Annotated in this window: 16 protein-coding genes and 1 riboswitch; of the genes, 4 read left to right on the forward strand and 12 right to left on the reverse strand. The window is 39.3% G+C overall.

What is annotated here, in order from left to right:
* Nucleotides 1-77: 77 nt before the first annotated feature.
* Nucleotides 78-677: a TetR/AcrR family transcriptional regulator gene (locus AC0KUU_RS09615; RefSeq protein WP_043982181.1), complete on the reverse strand. Its 600-nt coding sequence runs from the start codon at nt 675-677 to the stop codon at nt 78-80.
* Nucleotides 678-993: 316 nt separating this feature from the next.
* Entirely contained in the window at nt 994-1,458 is a 465-nt protein-coding gene (locus AC0KUU_RS09620; RefSeq protein WP_035335654.1) for a GNAT family N-acetyltransferase, read from the reverse strand.
* A gap of 170 nt (nt 1,459-1,628) precedes the next feature.
* On the opposite strand from AC0KUU_RS09620, the gene AC0KUU_RS09625 reads away from it, so the two are divergent.
* On the forward strand, nt 1,629-2,135 hold the full coding sequence (locus tag AC0KUU_RS09625; RefSeq protein ID WP_013082979.1) for a hypothetical protein: 507 nt from the start codon (nt 1,629-1,631) through the stop codon (nt 2,133-2,135).
* Between the two features lie 97 nt (nt 2,136-2,232).
* Here AC0KUU_RS09625 and AC0KUU_RS09630 read toward each other — a convergent pair whose 3' ends face one another.
* Nucleotides 2,233-3,732 (reverse strand): UDP-N-acetylmuramoyl-L-alanyl-D-glutamate--2,6-diaminopimelate ligase, encoded by a 1,500-nt coding sequence (locus AC0KUU_RS09630; protein ID WP_165575223.1) that lies wholly within the window; start codon nt 3,730-3,732, stop codon nt 2,233-2,235.
* Nucleotides 3,733-4,194: 462 nt separating this feature from the next.
* Between AC0KUU_RS09630 and AC0KUU_RS09635 the strand changes: the two genes are divergently transcribed.
* A complete protein-coding gene (locus AC0KUU_RS09635) occupies nt 4,195-4,803 on the forward strand; it encodes a DNA-3-methyladenine glycosylase (RefSeq protein ID WP_043982178.1) in 609 nt (202 codons plus the stop codon).
* A gap of 68 nt (nt 4,804-4,871) precedes the next feature.
* Here the strand turns inward: AC0KUU_RS09635 and AC0KUU_RS09640 are convergent, their stop codons facing one another.
* The 5 genes from AC0KUU_RS09640 to AC0KUU_RS09660 all read right to left on the reverse strand — a co-directional run bounded on the left by AC0KUU_RS09640 (nt 4,872) and on the right by AC0KUU_RS09660 (nt 9,763).
* On the reverse strand, nt 4,872-5,840 hold the full coding sequence (locus tag AC0KUU_RS09640) for a sugar phosphate isomerase/epimerase family protein (protein WP_043982177.1): 969 nt from the start codon (nt 5,838-5,840) through the stop codon (nt 4,872-4,874).
* 1 nt (nt 5,841) lies between these two features.
* Nucleotides 5,842-6,846, reverse strand: a complete 1,005-nt coding sequence (locus tag AC0KUU_RS09645; protein WP_043982176.1) for a Gfo/Idh/MocA family protein — start codon at nt 6,844-6,846, stop codon at nt 5,842-5,844.
* Between the two features lie 12 nt (nt 6,847-6,858).
* Nucleotides 6,859-7,884 carry a Gfo/Idh/MocA family protein gene (locus AC0KUU_RS09650; protein WP_043982175.1) on the reverse strand — a complete coding sequence of 342 codons (1,026 nt, stop codon included), beginning with the start codon at nt 7,882-7,884 and terminating at the stop codon, nt 6,859-6,861.
* A 32-nt stretch (nt 7,885-7,916) separates the two neighbouring features.
* A complete protein-coding gene (locus AC0KUU_RS09655; RefSeq protein ID WP_028413517.1) occupies nt 7,917-8,642 on the reverse strand; it encodes a ThuA domain-containing protein in 726 nt (241 codons plus the stop codon).
* Nucleotides 8,643-8,731: 89 nt separating this feature from the next.
* Complete coding sequence (locus AC0KUU_RS09660) at nt 8,732-9,763, reverse strand: LacI family DNA-binding transcriptional regulator (protein ID WP_016763945.1); 1,032 nt, start codon at nt 9,761-9,763, stop codon at nt 8,732-8,734.
* A 250-nt stretch (nt 9,764-10,013) separates the two neighbouring features.
* Between AC0KUU_RS09660 and AC0KUU_RS09665 the strand changes: the two genes are divergently transcribed.
* Entirely contained in the window at nt 10,014-10,589 is a 576-nt protein-coding gene (locus AC0KUU_RS09665; protein ID WP_043982174.1) for a cell wall hydrolase, read from the forward strand.
* A 30-nt stretch (nt 10,590-10,619) separates the two neighbouring features.
* Here the strand turns inward: AC0KUU_RS09665 and AC0KUU_RS09670 are convergent, their stop codons facing one another.
* From AC0KUU_RS09670 to AC0KUU_RS09680, 3 genes are all read right to left on the reverse strand, one after another.
* Nucleotides 10,620-11,954, reverse strand: coding sequence for a sodium-dependent transporter (locus AC0KUU_RS09670; RefSeq protein WP_043982172.1), 1,335 nt, complete (start codon nt 11,952-11,954; stop codon nt 10,620-10,622).
* A 176-nt stretch (nt 11,955-12,130) separates the two neighbouring features.
* Nucleotides 12,131-12,313, reverse strand: coding sequence for a hypothetical protein (locus AC0KUU_RS09675; RefSeq protein ID WP_013056847.1), 183 nt, complete (start codon nt 12,311-12,313; stop codon nt 12,131-12,133).
* 303 nt (nt 12,314-12,616) lie between these two features.
* Nucleotides 12,617-13,363, reverse strand: coding sequence for a TspO/MBR family protein (locus AC0KUU_RS09680; protein ID WP_043982170.1), 747 nt, complete (start codon nt 13,361-13,363; stop codon nt 12,617-12,619).
* A 226-nt stretch (nt 13,364-13,589) separates the two neighbouring features.
* A riboswitch (TPP riboswitch) is annotated at nt 13,590-13,687 on the forward strand.
* A gap of 95 nt (nt 13,688-13,782) precedes the next feature.
* Between AC0KUU_RS09680 and tenA the strand changes: the two genes are divergently transcribed.
* Nucleotides 13,783-14,472: a thiaminase II gene (tenA, locus tag AC0KUU_RS09685; protein ID WP_013056845.1), complete on the forward strand. Its 690-nt coding sequence runs from the start codon at nt 13,783-13,785 to the stop codon at nt 14,470-14,472.
* A gap of 28 nt (nt 14,473-14,500) precedes the next feature.
* On the opposite strand, the gene AC0KUU_RS09690 is transcribed toward tenA, so the two are convergent.
* Entirely contained in the window at nt 14,501-15,901 is a 1,401-nt protein-coding gene (locus AC0KUU_RS09690) for an aldehyde dehydrogenase (RefSeq protein ID WP_322551983.1), read from the reverse strand.
* Nucleotides 15,902-15,904: the final 3 nt, after the last annotated feature.

Consider the following 15,904-nt stretch of genomic DNA (forward strand, 5'->3'; position numbering starts at 1 on the left):
AAATACTGAACGTTCGGTCTATAAAAATACAAAATAATGAGGGATTACTCATTACCGCAATAAGCATCCCCGATTATTTAAGAAGACCTTGCTATAATTCCATTTAAAAATACATCGATTGCTGAATGGTATAGCTGCAGGGCATTTTCCATGTTCGTTTTTCGAGACATGCGGCTCATTCCAACAAACAGCCCTTCTAAAATCACTGCAAGCTGTTCTGCATTTTTAGGAGAAAACTCTCCTTCATCAATGCCTTTTTGCAAAAGCTCCCGGTTAAACTCCACGTGTCGTTTCACCATCTCATCAATTCGCTCTTCGATGTCGCTGCCCTTTTCCTCGTTGTTAAAAAACTCATCGGCAGCTTTCGTAAGAGGATGATTTAAATCATCTAAAATGATTTGCTCCGCAATTCCAAAAAGCTTATCTCTTGTTGTTTTGTAAAGAGACTCTCTTTCTTTCCAGTTTCGTTCCCACTCGAGATCCCATTCGTCTATTAAATAGAGAAAAAGCCCTTCTTTACTTTTAAAGTGATAATAAATATTCCCTTTACTGCTTCCCGTAGCTTCTACAATTTCCTCAACAGATGTAGCTTTATAGCCTTTTTGAGAAAACAATGCTTTAGCGGCATCTGCCACTTTTCTTTTGGTTTGTTCACTTTGAAGCTTTTTTTTATTCAAGCTATTTCCACCGCCCCGCACATTTATTATTTATACTGAACATTCGTTTTGTATTATCTGACACCTATACTACATAGGAAAATCCTTTTTGTCTAGTGAAAAAACCTAGTTTATACCTTTTTATATGAATTATGACAAAACAAAAAACAAAGAGGTTGAGACATAACTAAATCAACCGCTAGAAGCCACTACATATATGAAACCTACGTTCACCATCACCATAAAAAATCCGAACGAGTTGGATTCTTCATCAAGAATCTTGATTCATCGTTCGGATCTTCTTTGACTAAAATACTTTTGTTACAGCCTCTTTTAATCAATCATTCAATTTCTTTGTCATAAATACACTGTATGGATCTTCTTTGTAGGTAGAAAACGGTTCGCACTCGTAAAATCCAAAACTGGCGTACAGCTTTCTAGCCGGTTCAAAAGCAGACGCGGATCCTGTTTCTAAGCTTAAGCGTCGGTACCCTCGTTTTTGCGCTTCATTTATTATGTACTGCAGCAGCTCTCTAGCAATTCCTTTTCGCAAATGAGCTGCGGCTGTTCGCATCGATTTAATTTCTCCGTGGTGCTCATCTAACTCTTTTATAGCCCCGCATCCTGCTAGCTGGCTGTCTTCCCACACGCTCCAAAACGTAATATCACGGTGTTTTAAGCTTTCAACATTTAGAGCATGAATACTTTCAGGGGGTGAATGTAAGTTCATTCCTTGAAGGTGAGAACTTACTAGTTCAATAACTTCATTGTTCGTTAAGTGGTCTCTTTTTATTTTAATCATTTTCTCTTCCTTCCTGCTACTAAGGGGTGGTCAACTACAAACCGACTTATGAATAAATTCACTGCCGACCTTTAAAAATCCTTTTATACACTCCCTTCTTTTTCTCCAGTTATTAAAACCGACTTTGCCAAGCAGATATTTCATACATTGTTAAACGGAGGTGAAATTCGTTGAAGAAGGTTTTATTTTGTCTTGTCCCTCTTTTGTTTTTATTATCCGCCTGCTTTAGTGATCCTGTTCAAGATGATTTAATCGACTATAACAACCAAGATTTAAAAAAAGCCGCTCAGCTTGAAAAAGAAGCGATTGACGCATACGATTCTGTTACAGGCGCTAACTACACAAGTGACGCAGTGATGTATGATACGATGACGAGTGAAGTCATTCCTACTTATCGTAAATTTGTTGACGAACTGGAAAACATCGATGTAGAAACCGACGATCTTCGAAAGGTTCATGAAGGCTATATAAAGGCTGCCAATACCCAGTATAACGCTTTCATTAAAATTGTCAGCGCTTTAGAAAAGCAGGACCGCAACCTTATTGCTGAGGCAAATGCTATGCTTGATGAGGCACGAAAAGGCATACGCGATTACAATGCAGCTATTAAAAAGCTGGCTAAAGAACATGATGTAAAAATTGAAGAACCAAAAACACAGCGAGAAAACAGCCTATAGTTTTGATGCAAAAAGAAGGTCTCTAAAAATAGTAAGAGACCTTCTTTCGTATGCTGTTTCAATTTCTCCACGTTCGTGCGATAAATGAAGAAGAGTATTAAGAAATATTGCTTAACGATGCATAATAAGAGGCAATAATCTCTTCATCTGAATGCGGAATTTCGTTGCCTTTTACAAGCTGAGCGCCGTTAATACAGCCGCTTGTAAGTAAAATAATGTCATTCGGCTTTCCTAAAGAAAGCGACTTTAATACTCCTTCTGTTCGAGTAGGGGCACGGTGAATATTACTTGCGCTTGGATTTGAAAAGCCTGTCATTACTTGATCTACAATTACGTTCGGATCATGATGACCTGGATGATCAACAGTTACGACAATTTCATCAGCTTTTCCTTCAATGACACGCGCCATTTTAGGCATTTTATTAAAATCTCGAATGCCAATGCCTGCAATCATGACAATTAGCTGGTTATACTCCATCTTTTTTACTTCTTCTATTAGACGCGTAAGGGCAACAGGCGTATGGGCATAGTCTAAAATCACTTTTTGGTTATTAGGACCTTCTATCACTTGAAAGCGCCCTTCTGGACTTTCCAATTGAGGAAGCACGCTAATAATATCCTCAATGTGGTATTCAAAGTGAAGAGCTGTACCAATGGCTGCTAGCACGTTAGCAATGTTGTAATCGCCATATACAGGCACTGCTACTTTGTATGACTGTCCTTTATACAGCAAATCAAAGAAAGAGCCCCCTTCTTTGACAGTAATATTTTTTGCTTGCAGAGTGGCCTCCGCATTATTTAATAAGCTATACGTGACTTTAGGTCCTTTAAATAGCCTGCTTAAGTCTTTACCCATGTCCTGATCATCTATATTAATAACGGCATGTTTTGCCTGCTGAAATAATTTCATCTTGCACTTTTTATAGTGTTCAAACGTTTTATGATACTCTAAATGCTCTTCTGAAAGATTTGTGTGAATGGCTACATCAAAATAAATATTTTCTACTCGCTGCTGATCAATCGCAATTGAAGATACTTCCATCACTGCCGCTTCATCGCCTCTTGTATACAAATCATAAAAAATTTTATGCAAGTCTATCGATTCAGGTGTTGTAGGCGTACTTTTTTTATAAACTAACTTCTTCTTTGATGACCAAATGCCGGTCGTGCCAATCGATCCTGTCGGCAATTTTAAAAGAGTTAAAAGCGACCTTACGTAAGCTGCTACGGTTGTTTTACCATTTGTACCTGTAACGCCAATTGTCTCAATCTTTTCATCCGTATAATCAAAATACATTTTAGAAAAAGACGCCATTACTTTGCGAACGTCGTCAACAGCTAAAAACGTACAGTGAGAATACTGAGTGCTTAAAAGACGCAGCTCCTCAATGCTTGTCCCAAAGACTGCTACGGCTCCTCTAGCTATAGCTTCTTTAATATATTGATGTCCATCTTCATTTTCACCTTTTATACTAAAAAATACTGATCCGTCGTGAACCTGCTTTGAATGATATGTCAGATGGTTGATCGTTTGAGATGCAGGCCCAAAAATATGTTTAATTGATAAGTTCATTAATGTATCAAAGTGGATGTTCATAGCTATTCCTCACAGTGTATAAATTTTATTTTTAATATGTTCTAAAATCCCTTAAATACTCTTTGAAGGATATTTTTTCCTTATTTCCATTTATAAAGAACTTTCTACAATTCAATCTTTTTATTTTGCTTTCATGTGTAGAACGAAAATAAAGAAAAGACGGATCACTAATTTTTAAAACTAAAAGCATGTAAAATATGGATGAACTGTGTATATCATACCAGCAGCAAATGCGAAGTATTGTAGTAAAATATTCCCCCTATACGTGCAAAACGAAACCATTCTTTAAAATAAAATAATTTCATAGAGTAAGTTGAATCATGATAAATACTTGAACGTGGAGTAAGAAAGATTACTGTATTAATCAGTGCCTTTCTTTGCAAAATAACAAAGAAAACATCATAATAAAACATGCGCATAACAGCGTGAATGACTCTGTTTTGAAAGGATGGACTACAGCAAATGACGCGTTCTCTTTTAGCGATTGAACCACTTCCTCTTTTATTTTATCAACAGCCTACACTTGAATTAGCTCAGTCGCTGTTAGGATGTCTTCTTGTTCACGAAACGGCAGAAGGAACTGCATCTGGTTTTATTGTAGAAACTGAGGCTTATAAAGGGCCTTTCGACCGAGCAGCTCATAGCTTTAATAACCGGCGCACAAAAAGAACGGAGGTAATGTTCGGTCCTCCTGGTCATGCCTATACGCATACAATGCATACACATTGTTTACTCAATGTTGTAAGCAGCGACATCAATTGTCCAGAAGGCGTCCTCATTCGAGCTATTGAGCCATTTAGCGGAAAAAATTTGATGAAAAATAGACGTCGAGGGATGGAAAACGAAACAAATTGGACAAACGGTCCTGGGAAACTAACAAAAGCACTAGGGGTTTCAATGGATTTGTACGGTCATGATTTAACCAGCCCTCCTCTTTATATTGCTCGTGGCTTCACTCCTTCAGAGATTTCCGCCGGACCTCGCGTTGGCATTGATAATTCTGGTGAAGCGAAGGATTACCCTTGGCGCTTTTGGGTTGCCAATCACCCGTTTGTATCGAAATTCAGGTGAACAAAAGGCGAATTGATTTATTAACAAAAATAAAAGAAGCACCTCTTTTTAGAGGTGCTTCTTTTTGCTTACGCCCACCACATTTGTGAGGGAGTTTCTTCAATTAATACACTTTGTAAGTTTGTAACCGCGCGTTTAAATCCTTCTTCGATCGACATGATTGGATCTTCATGCTCAATGCTGACTACATAATCGTATCCGTATGTGCGAAGTGCACTCATCATATCAGACCACTCTTTTACATCATGTCCGCACCCTACGGATCTAAACGTCCATGCACGCGTTTGGACTTCTCCGTATGGCTGCATATCCGTCAGGCCATACATATTAATATTATCCTGGTCCAAGTACGTATCCTTTGCATGGAAATGATGAATCGCATTTTCTTTTGCTAAAATTTTAATAGCTCCTACCGGATCAATTCCTTGCCACCATAAATGACTTGGATCAAGGTTAGCGCCAATCGCTGGACTTGTTTTTTCGCGAAGCTTTAGGAGCGTATGCGGAGTATGAACTAAAAATCCGCCGTGAAGTTCTAAACCAATTTTCACGTTATGCTCCTCCGCTAGTTCTCCAATTTCTTTCCAATAAGGAACAAGCTTATTTTCCCACTGCCAATTCAATACGTCTCCATACTCGTTAGGCCAGGGAGTAACAGGCCAGTTTGGGTACTTCGCTTCTTCGTGATCTCCTGCTGTTCCAGAGAAGCAGTTAACCACTGGAACACCTACTAGTGATGCTAGTTGGATGGTCTTGCGAAGCGTTTCGTCAGATTCTTTTGCAAAACTTGCCTCAGGTGAAATAGGATTGCCGTGGCAGCTAAATGCGCTGATTGTAAGTCCGCGGTCTTTTATCTGCTTCATATAGACTTCTCTTTTTTCTTCATCTTCAAGCAGCTCATCTAGCGGACAATGGCTGTTTCCCGGATAGCCGCCCGTTCCGATTTCAACAGCATGAAGACCTGCTGCTTTTACTTTATCTAGCATCTCTTCAAAAGAAAGATCCGCAAATAAGACCGTAAATACTCCAAGTTTCATTTTAATTTCCCCCTGTGCGATATATTTCGTCAATAATAGCTGAGACTTGAAGCGCTTCTTGTGGCTTTACCACTAATTCAGCATTTCCTTTACACGCTTCAACGAAATTTTTAGCCTGACTCAGGCTGTAATCATCTTCTCCATCTATCCAAGGTGACGTACTGTTCATGAGCATACCGTTTTTAGACGTGTATAGTTCAAACGGAAACACGCTTAAACCGCCATCTACCCCTGATATGCTTACGTGCTCTTCATCATCTGCGATATTAGCAGCCCAAGAAGTTTCTAAAAGAAGCGACGCTCCATTTTCAAATTTAATATAGGCCGTTACATGATCATCCACGCTGAATGTTTCATGATCAAATGCTCCCCATTGATTTAATTGGTTAGGCGTTTTACTCAGGTCATTATATGTACTTCCCAGCACTTCAGTATGCTTTGGGTTTCCCATCAGCCAAAGCGTTAAATCAAGCAAATGGCAGCCGTAATCAATTAAGCTGCCTCCTCCTTGAAGATCTTTGTTCGTAAATACCCCCCAACCGGGAACCTTTCGGCGACGCATTGCTCTGACACGTGCAACTAATGGGCGCCCTACCTCTGTCATCATTTTTTTCGCTGCCTGCGCTTCTTTCATGAATCGGTAATGATACGCAATCGCTAACTGCTTACCTGATTCTCTAGCAGCAGCAAGCATTTCTTCACCTTGCTCTTTAGACATCGCCATTGGCTTTTCACATATGACGTGAACGCCTGCTTTTAGCGCTTCTACTGCAAACTCGGCGTGAAATTTATTCGGTGTACAAATACATACAGCATCCACTTCTTTAAACATATCTTTGTAATCAACAAATACGTGAGGAATATTATGCTCATTGGCTACCTCTGTGGCTCTTTCACTATTAATATCGCTAAGCCCCCAAATCACACATTCATCACCCAGTTGTTTGAATGCTGGGATATGCCTGCTTACAGCAATCCCTCCTGCTCCGATTATGCCAATTCTCACGTTTTTCACCTCTTACACGCGCGTAATTTGTTTCGTTTGACTTGATTTTAAAGCTGCTAAAATAACAGCAAGTGATTTTAATCCTTCTTCACCAGGAACAGGAGATTCTTTATCTTCTGCAACTGCATCTACAAATTGTTCAATGACGTGAGAATTACTTTGTCCGCCCTCATCGTTCGACTGGATTTTTCCTAATTCATAGTTCACCACTTCACCCGTTGCATATTGTGCAACTAATGAATACGTCGGATCGTCCTCTAAACGAAGAATCCCTTTCTCTCCGTAAACAATCGTGGAGTTATCTTCTTTTCCATTGTAAGCCCAGCTTGCCGCAAGCGTCCCGATAATCCCGCTTTGCGTTTTTAATACGCATACAGCATTGTCGTCTACATTTGCAAAGTCTTTTGCATTGCTTTCTACAAATGCACCGACTTCTACAATTTCTTCATTCAATATGTAGCGGAGCATATCGGTTTTGTGAACGCCTAAATCCCCCATAGCCCCAATAAACGCTTCGTCTTTTTTGAAGAACCAGCTGTCTTTTCCGTCCACGCTCCAACCTTCAGGACCGCCGTGGCCAAATGCCGTGCGGAAACTGTAAATTTTACCGATTTCCCCTTTTTCAATAAGTTCACGAGCTTTTTGATGAGAAGCTACAAAGCGCTGATTATGTCCGATCATTAGTTTTTTACCGTTTGTTTTTGCTGCTTCAATCATTGCTTTCGCTTCTTCTTCTGATGTTGCCATCGGCTTTTCACACAGGACATGAACTCCGCTGTTTAACGCTGCAACCGAAATAGGCGCATGAAGATAGTTGGGCGTACATACGCTCACTGCTTCCACTGTACCGCTTGCTAAAAGTTCTTCGTAGTTTGTGTAAGCTTTTACACCGTACTGCTGCGCTACGCTGTTTGCACGTTCTGTGTTTATATCGCAAACGGCTACTAATTCTACTTGTTCATTCATCTTATATTCTGGTAAGTGACGGTGTTGCGCAATGCTTCCGCACCCAATAACGCCAATTTTTACTTTTGCCATCTTTCCTATCCCCTTTGCTTAAGCATTATTAATTAGTTTTTAACAGCGATTGATTCAAGCGGTTGCGCATTGCCGTAAACAGGACGTTTTCTCTCTGCTGGCTTCGCCCATTTAATAGCATTCATAATGACACGCTGAATGTCTTTGTTATGGTATGTTGGATATGTTTCATGTCCAGGTCTGAAATAAAATACTTTTCCGTTTCCGCGTTTGTACGTGCAGCCGCTTCTGAAAATTTCTCCGCCTTCAAACCAGCTCGTGAAAATCAGTTCATCAGGTGCTGGAATATCAAAGTGCTCTCCATACATTTCTTCGCGCTCAAGCTCGATAAATTCACCAATACCTTCCACAATCGGATGGCTCGGTTCTACTACCCACAAGCGCTCTTTTTCATCTGCTTCACGCCATTTTAAGTCGCAGCTTGTGCCCATTAACGTTTTAAAAATTTTAGAAAAGTGACCTGAGTGCAAGACAATAAGCCCCATACCGTCTAGCACGCGCTGCTTTACTTTCTCAACGATGTCATCTTTCACTTCGTCATGTGCTAAATGACCCCACCATACTAAAACATCCGTTTGATTTAATACTTCTTCAGTCAACCCGTGTTCTACTTCGTCTAATGTTGCAGTGTGTGTACGAAACCCTCCTTCTTCTAAAAAAGAAGCGATGGCACCGTGAATGCCTTCAGAGTAAATTTCTCTTACAACCGGATTTTTCTGTTCATGACGATTTTCATTCCATACTGTAACATTAATCATTTTCATATCCCCTTTTTTTGTGAATGCTAACTTATATCCCCTTTTTTCATAAATGCTAAACTTTGGTTAACCGGTTAACTTACTGCGGTTCACCCGCGCTTAGCAGTCGAATCTCGAATAATAAGTTCAACCGATAATTTCACATGCTGCAGCGTGCTGAAACGGTGTTCAATTGCTTGAATAACCGACGTCGCAGCTACGACTCCTTTGTTAAATACATCTTGACGAATGGTTGTTAGACTGGGAGATGCATAGCTACTAAACGTTATGTCATCAAACCCTACGATTGAGTAGTCCTGCGGAATTTTTTTCCCCTTTTCTTGCAGTGCTTTCATAATTCCAAGCGCCAGCGTATCAGAGGAAGCAAAAACCGCCCGAATATCCTTATGATCTTTCAGCAGCTTGTTCCCTAAATTGTAACCGTTATCAAACGAACTTTCGTTCACTTCAAAAACAAACGTCTTTGATGGCGTAATGCCCGCTTCTTTTAATGCTTTCTCGTAGCCTATATACCTCTTTTTATCCACTGGACTATTGACGAGGTGATGAGCAACAAAGGCAATTTCTTTGTGCCCCAAATTCACTAAATGTGTTGTAGCTAGATATCCTCCATACTCATCGTCTACAGAAATATGATGATAATCACGTTCGTACCTTTCATATGTATCTACTAGCACAATCGGATTCGATAACGCTTTCATTTTCTCATACAATCGATGCGGGAAGGCTCCTAAAAACAGAAGACCATCAATATTTCTCGTTCGAATCCATTTTAGACAATCAGCTGGGCTACTCGCTCCAGATATGACTAGATCATAACCATGCTTACGGATTACATATTCAATTCCACTAATCATTTCACTGTAATAATGGTTATCTTTAAATATAGTAGAAAGTGAATCATCTGTAAGCGGGAACATAACGCCAATCATATTTGATTTTTGTTTCGAAAGACTAACGGCGGTTAAATTTGGTTCGTAGTTTAATTCTTTTACCGCTGTTAAAATTCGCTCTTTTGTTTCATCGGATACTTTGTTAATTCCGTTTAAGACGTAAGATACTGAAGCTGCAGATACCCCTGCATGCTTCGCTACATCACGAATCGTTATCTTTTCTCCCATAAAATCTCTCCAGTTAAACGGTTAACTATTTACTCGTTCATTATAATTCACTCCTTTATTATCAGTCAACGTATTTTTCAAATTATCTGTTAACTATTATAATATCTTCCTAGATTGGTATGTTTTAAGCAGTGACAAGATGTATTGACACCTGTTAATCTTTGAAACGTACATATAAAGTTCGGTGCACAGCACGCACCGATCCGTGATAAAAGGGGCGTTCAAAAGGATTTCAGGAGGTACTTACTTTATGTTTAAGAAACTAGCAATTATTGGAGCACTGGCAGTTCCTATGTTCGGCATGAGTCACGGGGCAAATGCCGCTGAAACAACTCATCGCGTAAAAGCCGGAGAGACTCTTTACAAGATTGGCACTGAATACGGCGTTACGGTTAAACAGTTAAAAGAAGCGAATCACAAATCTACGGACTCTATTAATGCAAATGAAACACTAACAATCCCTAACTCTATTAGCGAAAGTGATAAAGAATTGTTAGCTCGCCTTGTACAAGCTGAAGCAAAAGGCGAACCTTACGCTGGCAAAGTGGCTGTAGCAACAGTTGTCTTAAATCGCGTGGATAGCGATTCTTTCCCAAACTCTATTCATGATGTCATTTATCAAGGTACACAGTTTACACCTGTACAAAACGGTGAAATTAATAAAGCAGCTGATGCTGAAGCAAAAAAAGCTGTAAATGAAGCACTAGCTTTTAGAGGTCAAGGAAAAGGTTCATTATTCTTCTTTAATCCAGATAAAACAAGCGACCAATGGCTTCGTCAAAAACAGGTTACGATCACAATCGGAAATCACGTGTTTGCAAAATAAACAAAAAAAGCACTCAGATGAGTGCTTTTTTTAATATGCAACAAGTAAGCTTAATAAAACAGCTATAATAATAATAGGCAATACGTATTTAACTAGAAAGAACCATGCGTTGAATAATTTAGCGCCTTTTGTACTTCCTGAAATAAACTCTTCGTACACGGCTTCTTTTTTCATTTTAAATGCCACAAAAATCGCAATGGCTAAACTTCCCAGAGGCAGCATTAAGTTGCTCACAAAAAAGTCAGCTACATCAAATATACTTCTGCCAAAAAGTGAGACATGTTTTAGTACACCAAACGAAAGCGCTGATGGGATACCTACCACAAACACAAGAATCCCTGATAAAGAAGCGTAGCGAGTTCGTTTTGTCTGATCGTCTTTGGTTAAAGCAGCTACGATAATTTCCAGCAGTGAGAAAGCAGACGTAAGCGTAGCAAATAGAAATAAAATTAAAAACAGTGCTAAAAAGACGGTACCAAACGGCATTTTCTCAAATACTGTTGGCAAGACCACAAACAAAAGTCCAGGTCCTTCAGTTGGCTTTAATCCAAATGAAAAAACGGCTGGGAAAATAGCCAAACCCGCCAGCAGCGAAACAAACAAGTTCAAAATAGCAATAGTCCCAGCTGAACGCGTCAAGCTTACTTTTTTCCCTAAATAAGAGCTATATGTCACCATGCAAGATAATCCCACGCAAAGCGAGAAAAACGACTGACCGAGCGCATAGAGAACAGATGACCCTGTAATGGCTGAAAAATCCGGTTTCAAAAAGAACTTTACTCCGTCCATTGCTCCGTCTAATGTTAAAGAACGCACCACGATAATGATAAAACAAATAAATAACAGCGGCATCATGTATTTATTAGCACGCTCTATTCCTTTTTGTACGCCTTTTGAAATAACAAACACTGTAATTAATAAAAACAGCGCCTGTGCACCTAATACTACATAAGGTTGGCTAATGACGGCATTGAACAACGGACCGTACTCTTTTCCGCTTAGCATACCGGTTACGCTCATAATCGTATATAAAATCACCCAGCCGCCAACGACGCTGTAAAAGGAAAGCAAAACGACACAGCTTAGTACTCCCAGCCTGCCAATCCATACCCAAGCGGATTTTGGAGCAATTGCCTTATAAGCACTAATCGCTTCTTTCCCCGTATGTCTTCCAATGATAAATTCTGCCAACAGAAGCGGCAATCCAATAAAAATCGTAAATAAAATAAACAACGCAAAAAACGCTCCACCGCCACTGGTTCCCGTTACGTATGGAAACTTCCATATCGCTCCTAGACCAATTGCTGCCCCAGCAGATGCTAAAATAAAACCGAGGCGTGAAGACCACTGATTTCCTTTACTCATATAATGTTACTCTCTCCTCTTCTAAACTCAAAACTCACCTGATTAGTACTGTACCATAAATGCAGAAGAAAATCATTCCCGTTTTACTTTTTTCTATAAAACGATATCTATATAGAATAGAAAAAATGAAGAAGCAGCTGCTTCTTCATTTTAAGGTTGGTGTTTCTATTCAAAATTTATTCTCTGTACGAGGATTCATCTCCACGGTAGGCTTCTTGATTTGAAATTTCTTCAATATGCATATGCCCTTCTCTCTCTAAACGAAGGACCGTACGCTCTGCATCTTCATAACTCTCGCACGTCACTTGTTTATATTCCATATCATCTTTATCCGTGTAAGCGACTAAATATGTTTCCATTTTAACTCCTCCTAATATAACCTGTATGTAACGTATGTTGCCTTTTTCGTTTATTTCTAAACATATAGGCTCCAAACATAAAGCCTAGCATACTATAATAGCGGAACTTCAATTTAAAAAAGTTGAATTTTTCATTATGCACCGATGCAACATGGAGGTTACACTTATGACATTTATTTTATCATTCGTACCAATTGTTGTTCCTTTTGGTATTTTAATTAGCTTAATTGCTTTTACAGCTGCTTTTTTACAATCAAAAGAGCATCATAAAAAGCTCTAGCTTACAAAAGCTAGAGCTTCTTTTTAAAAACGTCTATAGCGTTTAATCAATCCCACAATAATGGCAATTGCTAATAAAACAACTGAAATGATGACAGTAATGACAATTGGCTGATTTCCACTTTGCTTCACTGCAATGGCAATATAAGCCCAAATAAAAACAAGCGGATAAACAGCGTCTCGGTTTTTTAATGTAAACATGATGCCCAGCACAGCTCCTACCAGCAGCATAATAATCGTCCATGCTAACTCGTTTAAGCCAAGCAAGTGCTGTATTCCATTTGCTTGAAATACGACAAACACATTGACAATAGTCGCAACAGAAATCCATCCAAGATAAAGCGAAATCGGCAGACGCATAAACCATGTCGTCATTCGAGAATGCTGAATAATGGAATACACAATCATTAATGTGCCTAGAATAAAGAGCATAACTAAAAGAGATAACTTATAGTAATCGTTTTGGAAAATAAAGATCCACGCACTATTTAACAAACAGTTTAGAAAAAACCAAATGCCGATACGTGCATATATTTCCTTTTGATCTTCTCTTGCAAAAAATTGGCGTATAACCCAAATGGTTAATAATAAATAAATAACGCCCCAGATAGCAAAAGCATAACCCGCTGGTGTAAACAACGTAGGAACTTGCGCAGAAGCTTCTCCCGTTGTTTTGCCTCCTATTGGAATGGCATTTGCTAAATAATTCACAAGCAGTGTAATAGCCAAGCCTACTGTATTTAATACAGCATACAAACGAAATTTCGCCATTTTGTTCTCTCCTTTCTTCTATTTATATGGGAGTGTTTCGGAGACGAAAACGGCTCTTCCCTTCATTAATACCTCTTCTTCCCTAAAAATATGCATTTTTAAACAAAAATGATTAAAAATAGCTTTAAGAAATTTCCTCTTTAAGAAAGAAAAGCGGTTAGCACACAATTTCCCATAACGCTTTCTATTTTTCAGAATATATGGTAAGTTAAACTTAGATTAATAGGAAGTCCACTAGGGGTGCCACCGGCTGAGACAAGTTTTCTTGATCCCTTTGAACCTGATCTGGCTCATACCAGCGTAGGAAAGTGGCAATGTTCAGTTTTTTACTGTCCTTTGCCACTCCGTTTATAAACGGAGTGTTTTTTATTTCCTTTATGTGCTTGTTTGTGACTTCCTCATATTAAAGGAGGATTTTGATGTCATTTTCATCTCAATTAAGACAAGAAGCAAACTATATTTACGAAGCCATTTTTAACCATCCTTTTATTAAAGGAATTGCTGAAGGAAACGTGCCAAAAGAAGCGCTTATTCACTACGTTTCTCAAGATTACGAATACTTAACAGCATTTGTTCGCATTTACGGCGCTGCTTTAACAAAATGCCGCACGCGTACCGAAATGGAAGCCTTTAATGCCGGCATTTCTACGGTATTACATAGTGAAGTACACCCTCACAATAATTTTTGTGAAGTAGCAGGCGTACGTTATGAAGACCTTCACACTGAGACGCTTTCACCGACGGCCAGCCACTACATTAACCATATGACAAGTGTTGCGCATACAGGCAGCTTAGCAGAAATCATTGCAGTGCTTCTTCCATGTCCATGGACGTACGTTGAAATTGGCCAGCGCATTACAGAACAAGTAAATCCATCTCCTTCTCATCCTTTTTATGAATGGATTCAGTTTTATAATAATGAAGAAATGAATGGCACAACACAATGGTTTTGTAACAAGCTTGATGAACTCGCCGAACAAGCTACTGAAGAAGAACGTAACCGTATGAAAGATCACTTCATCAAAAGCTGTGAACTGGAGTATTTATTTTGGGAAATGGCATATACCCAAGAAAAATGGCCGCTTTCTCAGCTTTCACTTTCAAAATAACGAAAAAGCCTCCTATCAGGAGGCTCTTTTATTTCAATAGTTTTTTGATCATTTTCAAGCTTTGTTTTTCCGAAGGATAGCGGAATGACAAATCAAACTTGGTTGTTTGAGACAGCATGCTTTTAAAATGAGTGAATGTCTGAAAGCTGTCTTTTCCATGATATTGACCCGTGCCGCTTTCTCCCACTCCGCCAAACGGCAAATATGGCGTAGCGATATGCATAAGCGTATCGTTTATACAGCCTCCTCCAAATGAAAGGCGCTCCGTTATCACGTTTTGCACATCTTCACTTTCTGTAAATAAGTAAAGAGCTAACGGCTTAGCTTTTTCTTGAACTTTATGAATGACTTCGTCTAGTGTTTCATATTCAAGCATAGGAAGAATAGGCCCAAAGATTTCTTCTTGCATAACATCTGATGTCCAGCTTACTTCACTTAACACCGTAGGTTCTATTGTTAGCGTGTTTTTATTGTACCCGCCTCCAACTATAGCATTTCCGTCTTTTAAAAACTCAACTAGCCGAGTAAAATGACGCTCACTGACAATACGGCCGTAGCGGTCGCTTTCAAGTGGATTACTACCGTAAAATTGAGAAATTGCTTCGCGAAGTTTCTCTACAAGCTGCGCTTTCACTTTTTGATGCACGAGCAAATAATCAGGAGCAACGCACGTTTGGCCTGCATTCATCCCTTTACCAAACATAATTCGCTTCGCTGCAAGATCTAGGTTTGCGTCTTCATGTACAATGCACGGACTTTTTCCGCCTAGCTCAAGCGTGACTGGAATAAGCTGCTTCCCTGCTTCTTGCATAATAATTTTCCCTACATTTACACTTCCCGTAAAGAAAATATAATCAAGCGGCTGTTTTAAAAGGAGGCTCGTCGTGTCTACAGCGCCTTCAATCACCGTCACAAATGCTGGGTCAAAAGCTTCAGCCAGTAATTCTTGTATAACGCGAGATACGCTAGGCGTTAATTCAGAAGGTTTTATAATCGCCGTGTTTCCAGCGGCAATCGCTCCTACTAAAGGAGACAATGCTAATTGAAACGGATAGTTCCACGGAGCAATAATTAACGCGACTCCATACGGTTCAGGAACAATTTTCCCTTTAGAGCCCACATGTGTTAAAGCGGTTTTTACTTTTTTAGGCTTCATCCATTTTGCTAAATGCTTAAGCGTAAACCGAATCTCCTCTAGTAAAATCCCAATTTCCGACGTGTACGCCTCTACTTCAGATTTATTTAAATCTTGTTTTAAAGCATCCATAATTCTCTGCTCGTTTTGTTTGACTGCGTCTCTTAGCTTATTCAGCGCTTGAATACGGCTGCTGATACTCTTTGTCTTTTGCGCATAGAAATACTGCTTTTGTGTAGAAACAATATGTTCAATGACCCTTTCATCTGTGATATAAAATCGCTCGTGGTTCATCTC

The sequence above is a fragment of the Priestia sp. ST2 genome (genome assembly GCF_055810735.1).

Excerpts from the sequence above, each read along its gene's own strand:
- AC0KUU_RS09620 (WP_035335654.1), bottom strand. The coding sequence starts at position 1,458 with ATGATTAAAATAAAAAGAGACCACTTAACGAACAATGAAGTTATTGAA.
- AC0KUU_RS09630 (WP_165575223.1), bottom strand. The coding sequence starts at position 3,732 with ATGAACATCCACTTTGATACATTAATGAACTTATCAATTAAACATATT.
- AC0KUU_RS09635 (WP_043982178.1), top strand. The coding sequence starts at position 4,195 with ATGACGCGTTCTCTTTTAGCGATTGAACCACTTCCTCTTTTATTTTAT.
- AC0KUU_RS09640 (WP_043982177.1), bottom strand. The coding sequence starts at position 5,840 with ATGAAACTTGGAGTATTTACGGTCTTATTTGCGGATCTTTCTTTTGAA.
- AC0KUU_RS09650 (WP_043982175.1), bottom strand. The coding sequence starts at position 7,884 with ATGGCAAAAGTAAAAATTGGCGTTATTGGGTGCGGAAGCATTGCGCAA.
- AC0KUU_RS09655 (WP_028413517.1), bottom strand. The coding sequence starts at position 8,642 with ATGATTAATGTTACAGTATGGAATGAAAATCGTCATGAACAGAAAAAT.
- AC0KUU_RS09660 (WP_016763945.1), bottom strand. The coding sequence starts at position 9,763 with ATGGGAGAAAAGATAACGATTCGTGATGTAGCGAAGCATGCAGGGGTA.
- AC0KUU_RS09665 (WP_043982174.1), top strand. The coding sequence starts at position 10,014 with ATGTTTAAGAAACTAGCAATTATTGGAGCACTGGCAGTTCCTATGTTC.
- AC0KUU_RS09670 (WP_043982172.1), bottom strand. The coding sequence starts at position 11,954 with ATGAGTAAAGGAAATCAGTGGTCTTCACGCCTCGGTTTTATTTTAGCA.
- AC0KUU_RS09675 (WP_013056847.1), bottom strand. The coding sequence starts at position 12,313 with ATGGAAACATATTTAGTCGCTTACACGGATAAAGATGATATGGAATAT.
- AC0KUU_RS09680 (WP_043982170.1), bottom strand. The coding sequence starts at position 13,363 with ATGGCGAAATTTCGTTTGTATGCTGTATTAAATACAGTAGGCTTGGCT.
- tenA (WP_013056845.1), top strand. The coding sequence starts at position 13,783 with ATGTCATTTTCATCTCAATTAAGACAAGAAGCAAACTATATTTACGAA.
- AC0KUU_RS09690 (WP_322551983.1), bottom strand. The coding sequence starts at position 15,901 with ATGAACCACGAGCGATTTTATATCACAGATGAAAGGGTCATTGAACAT.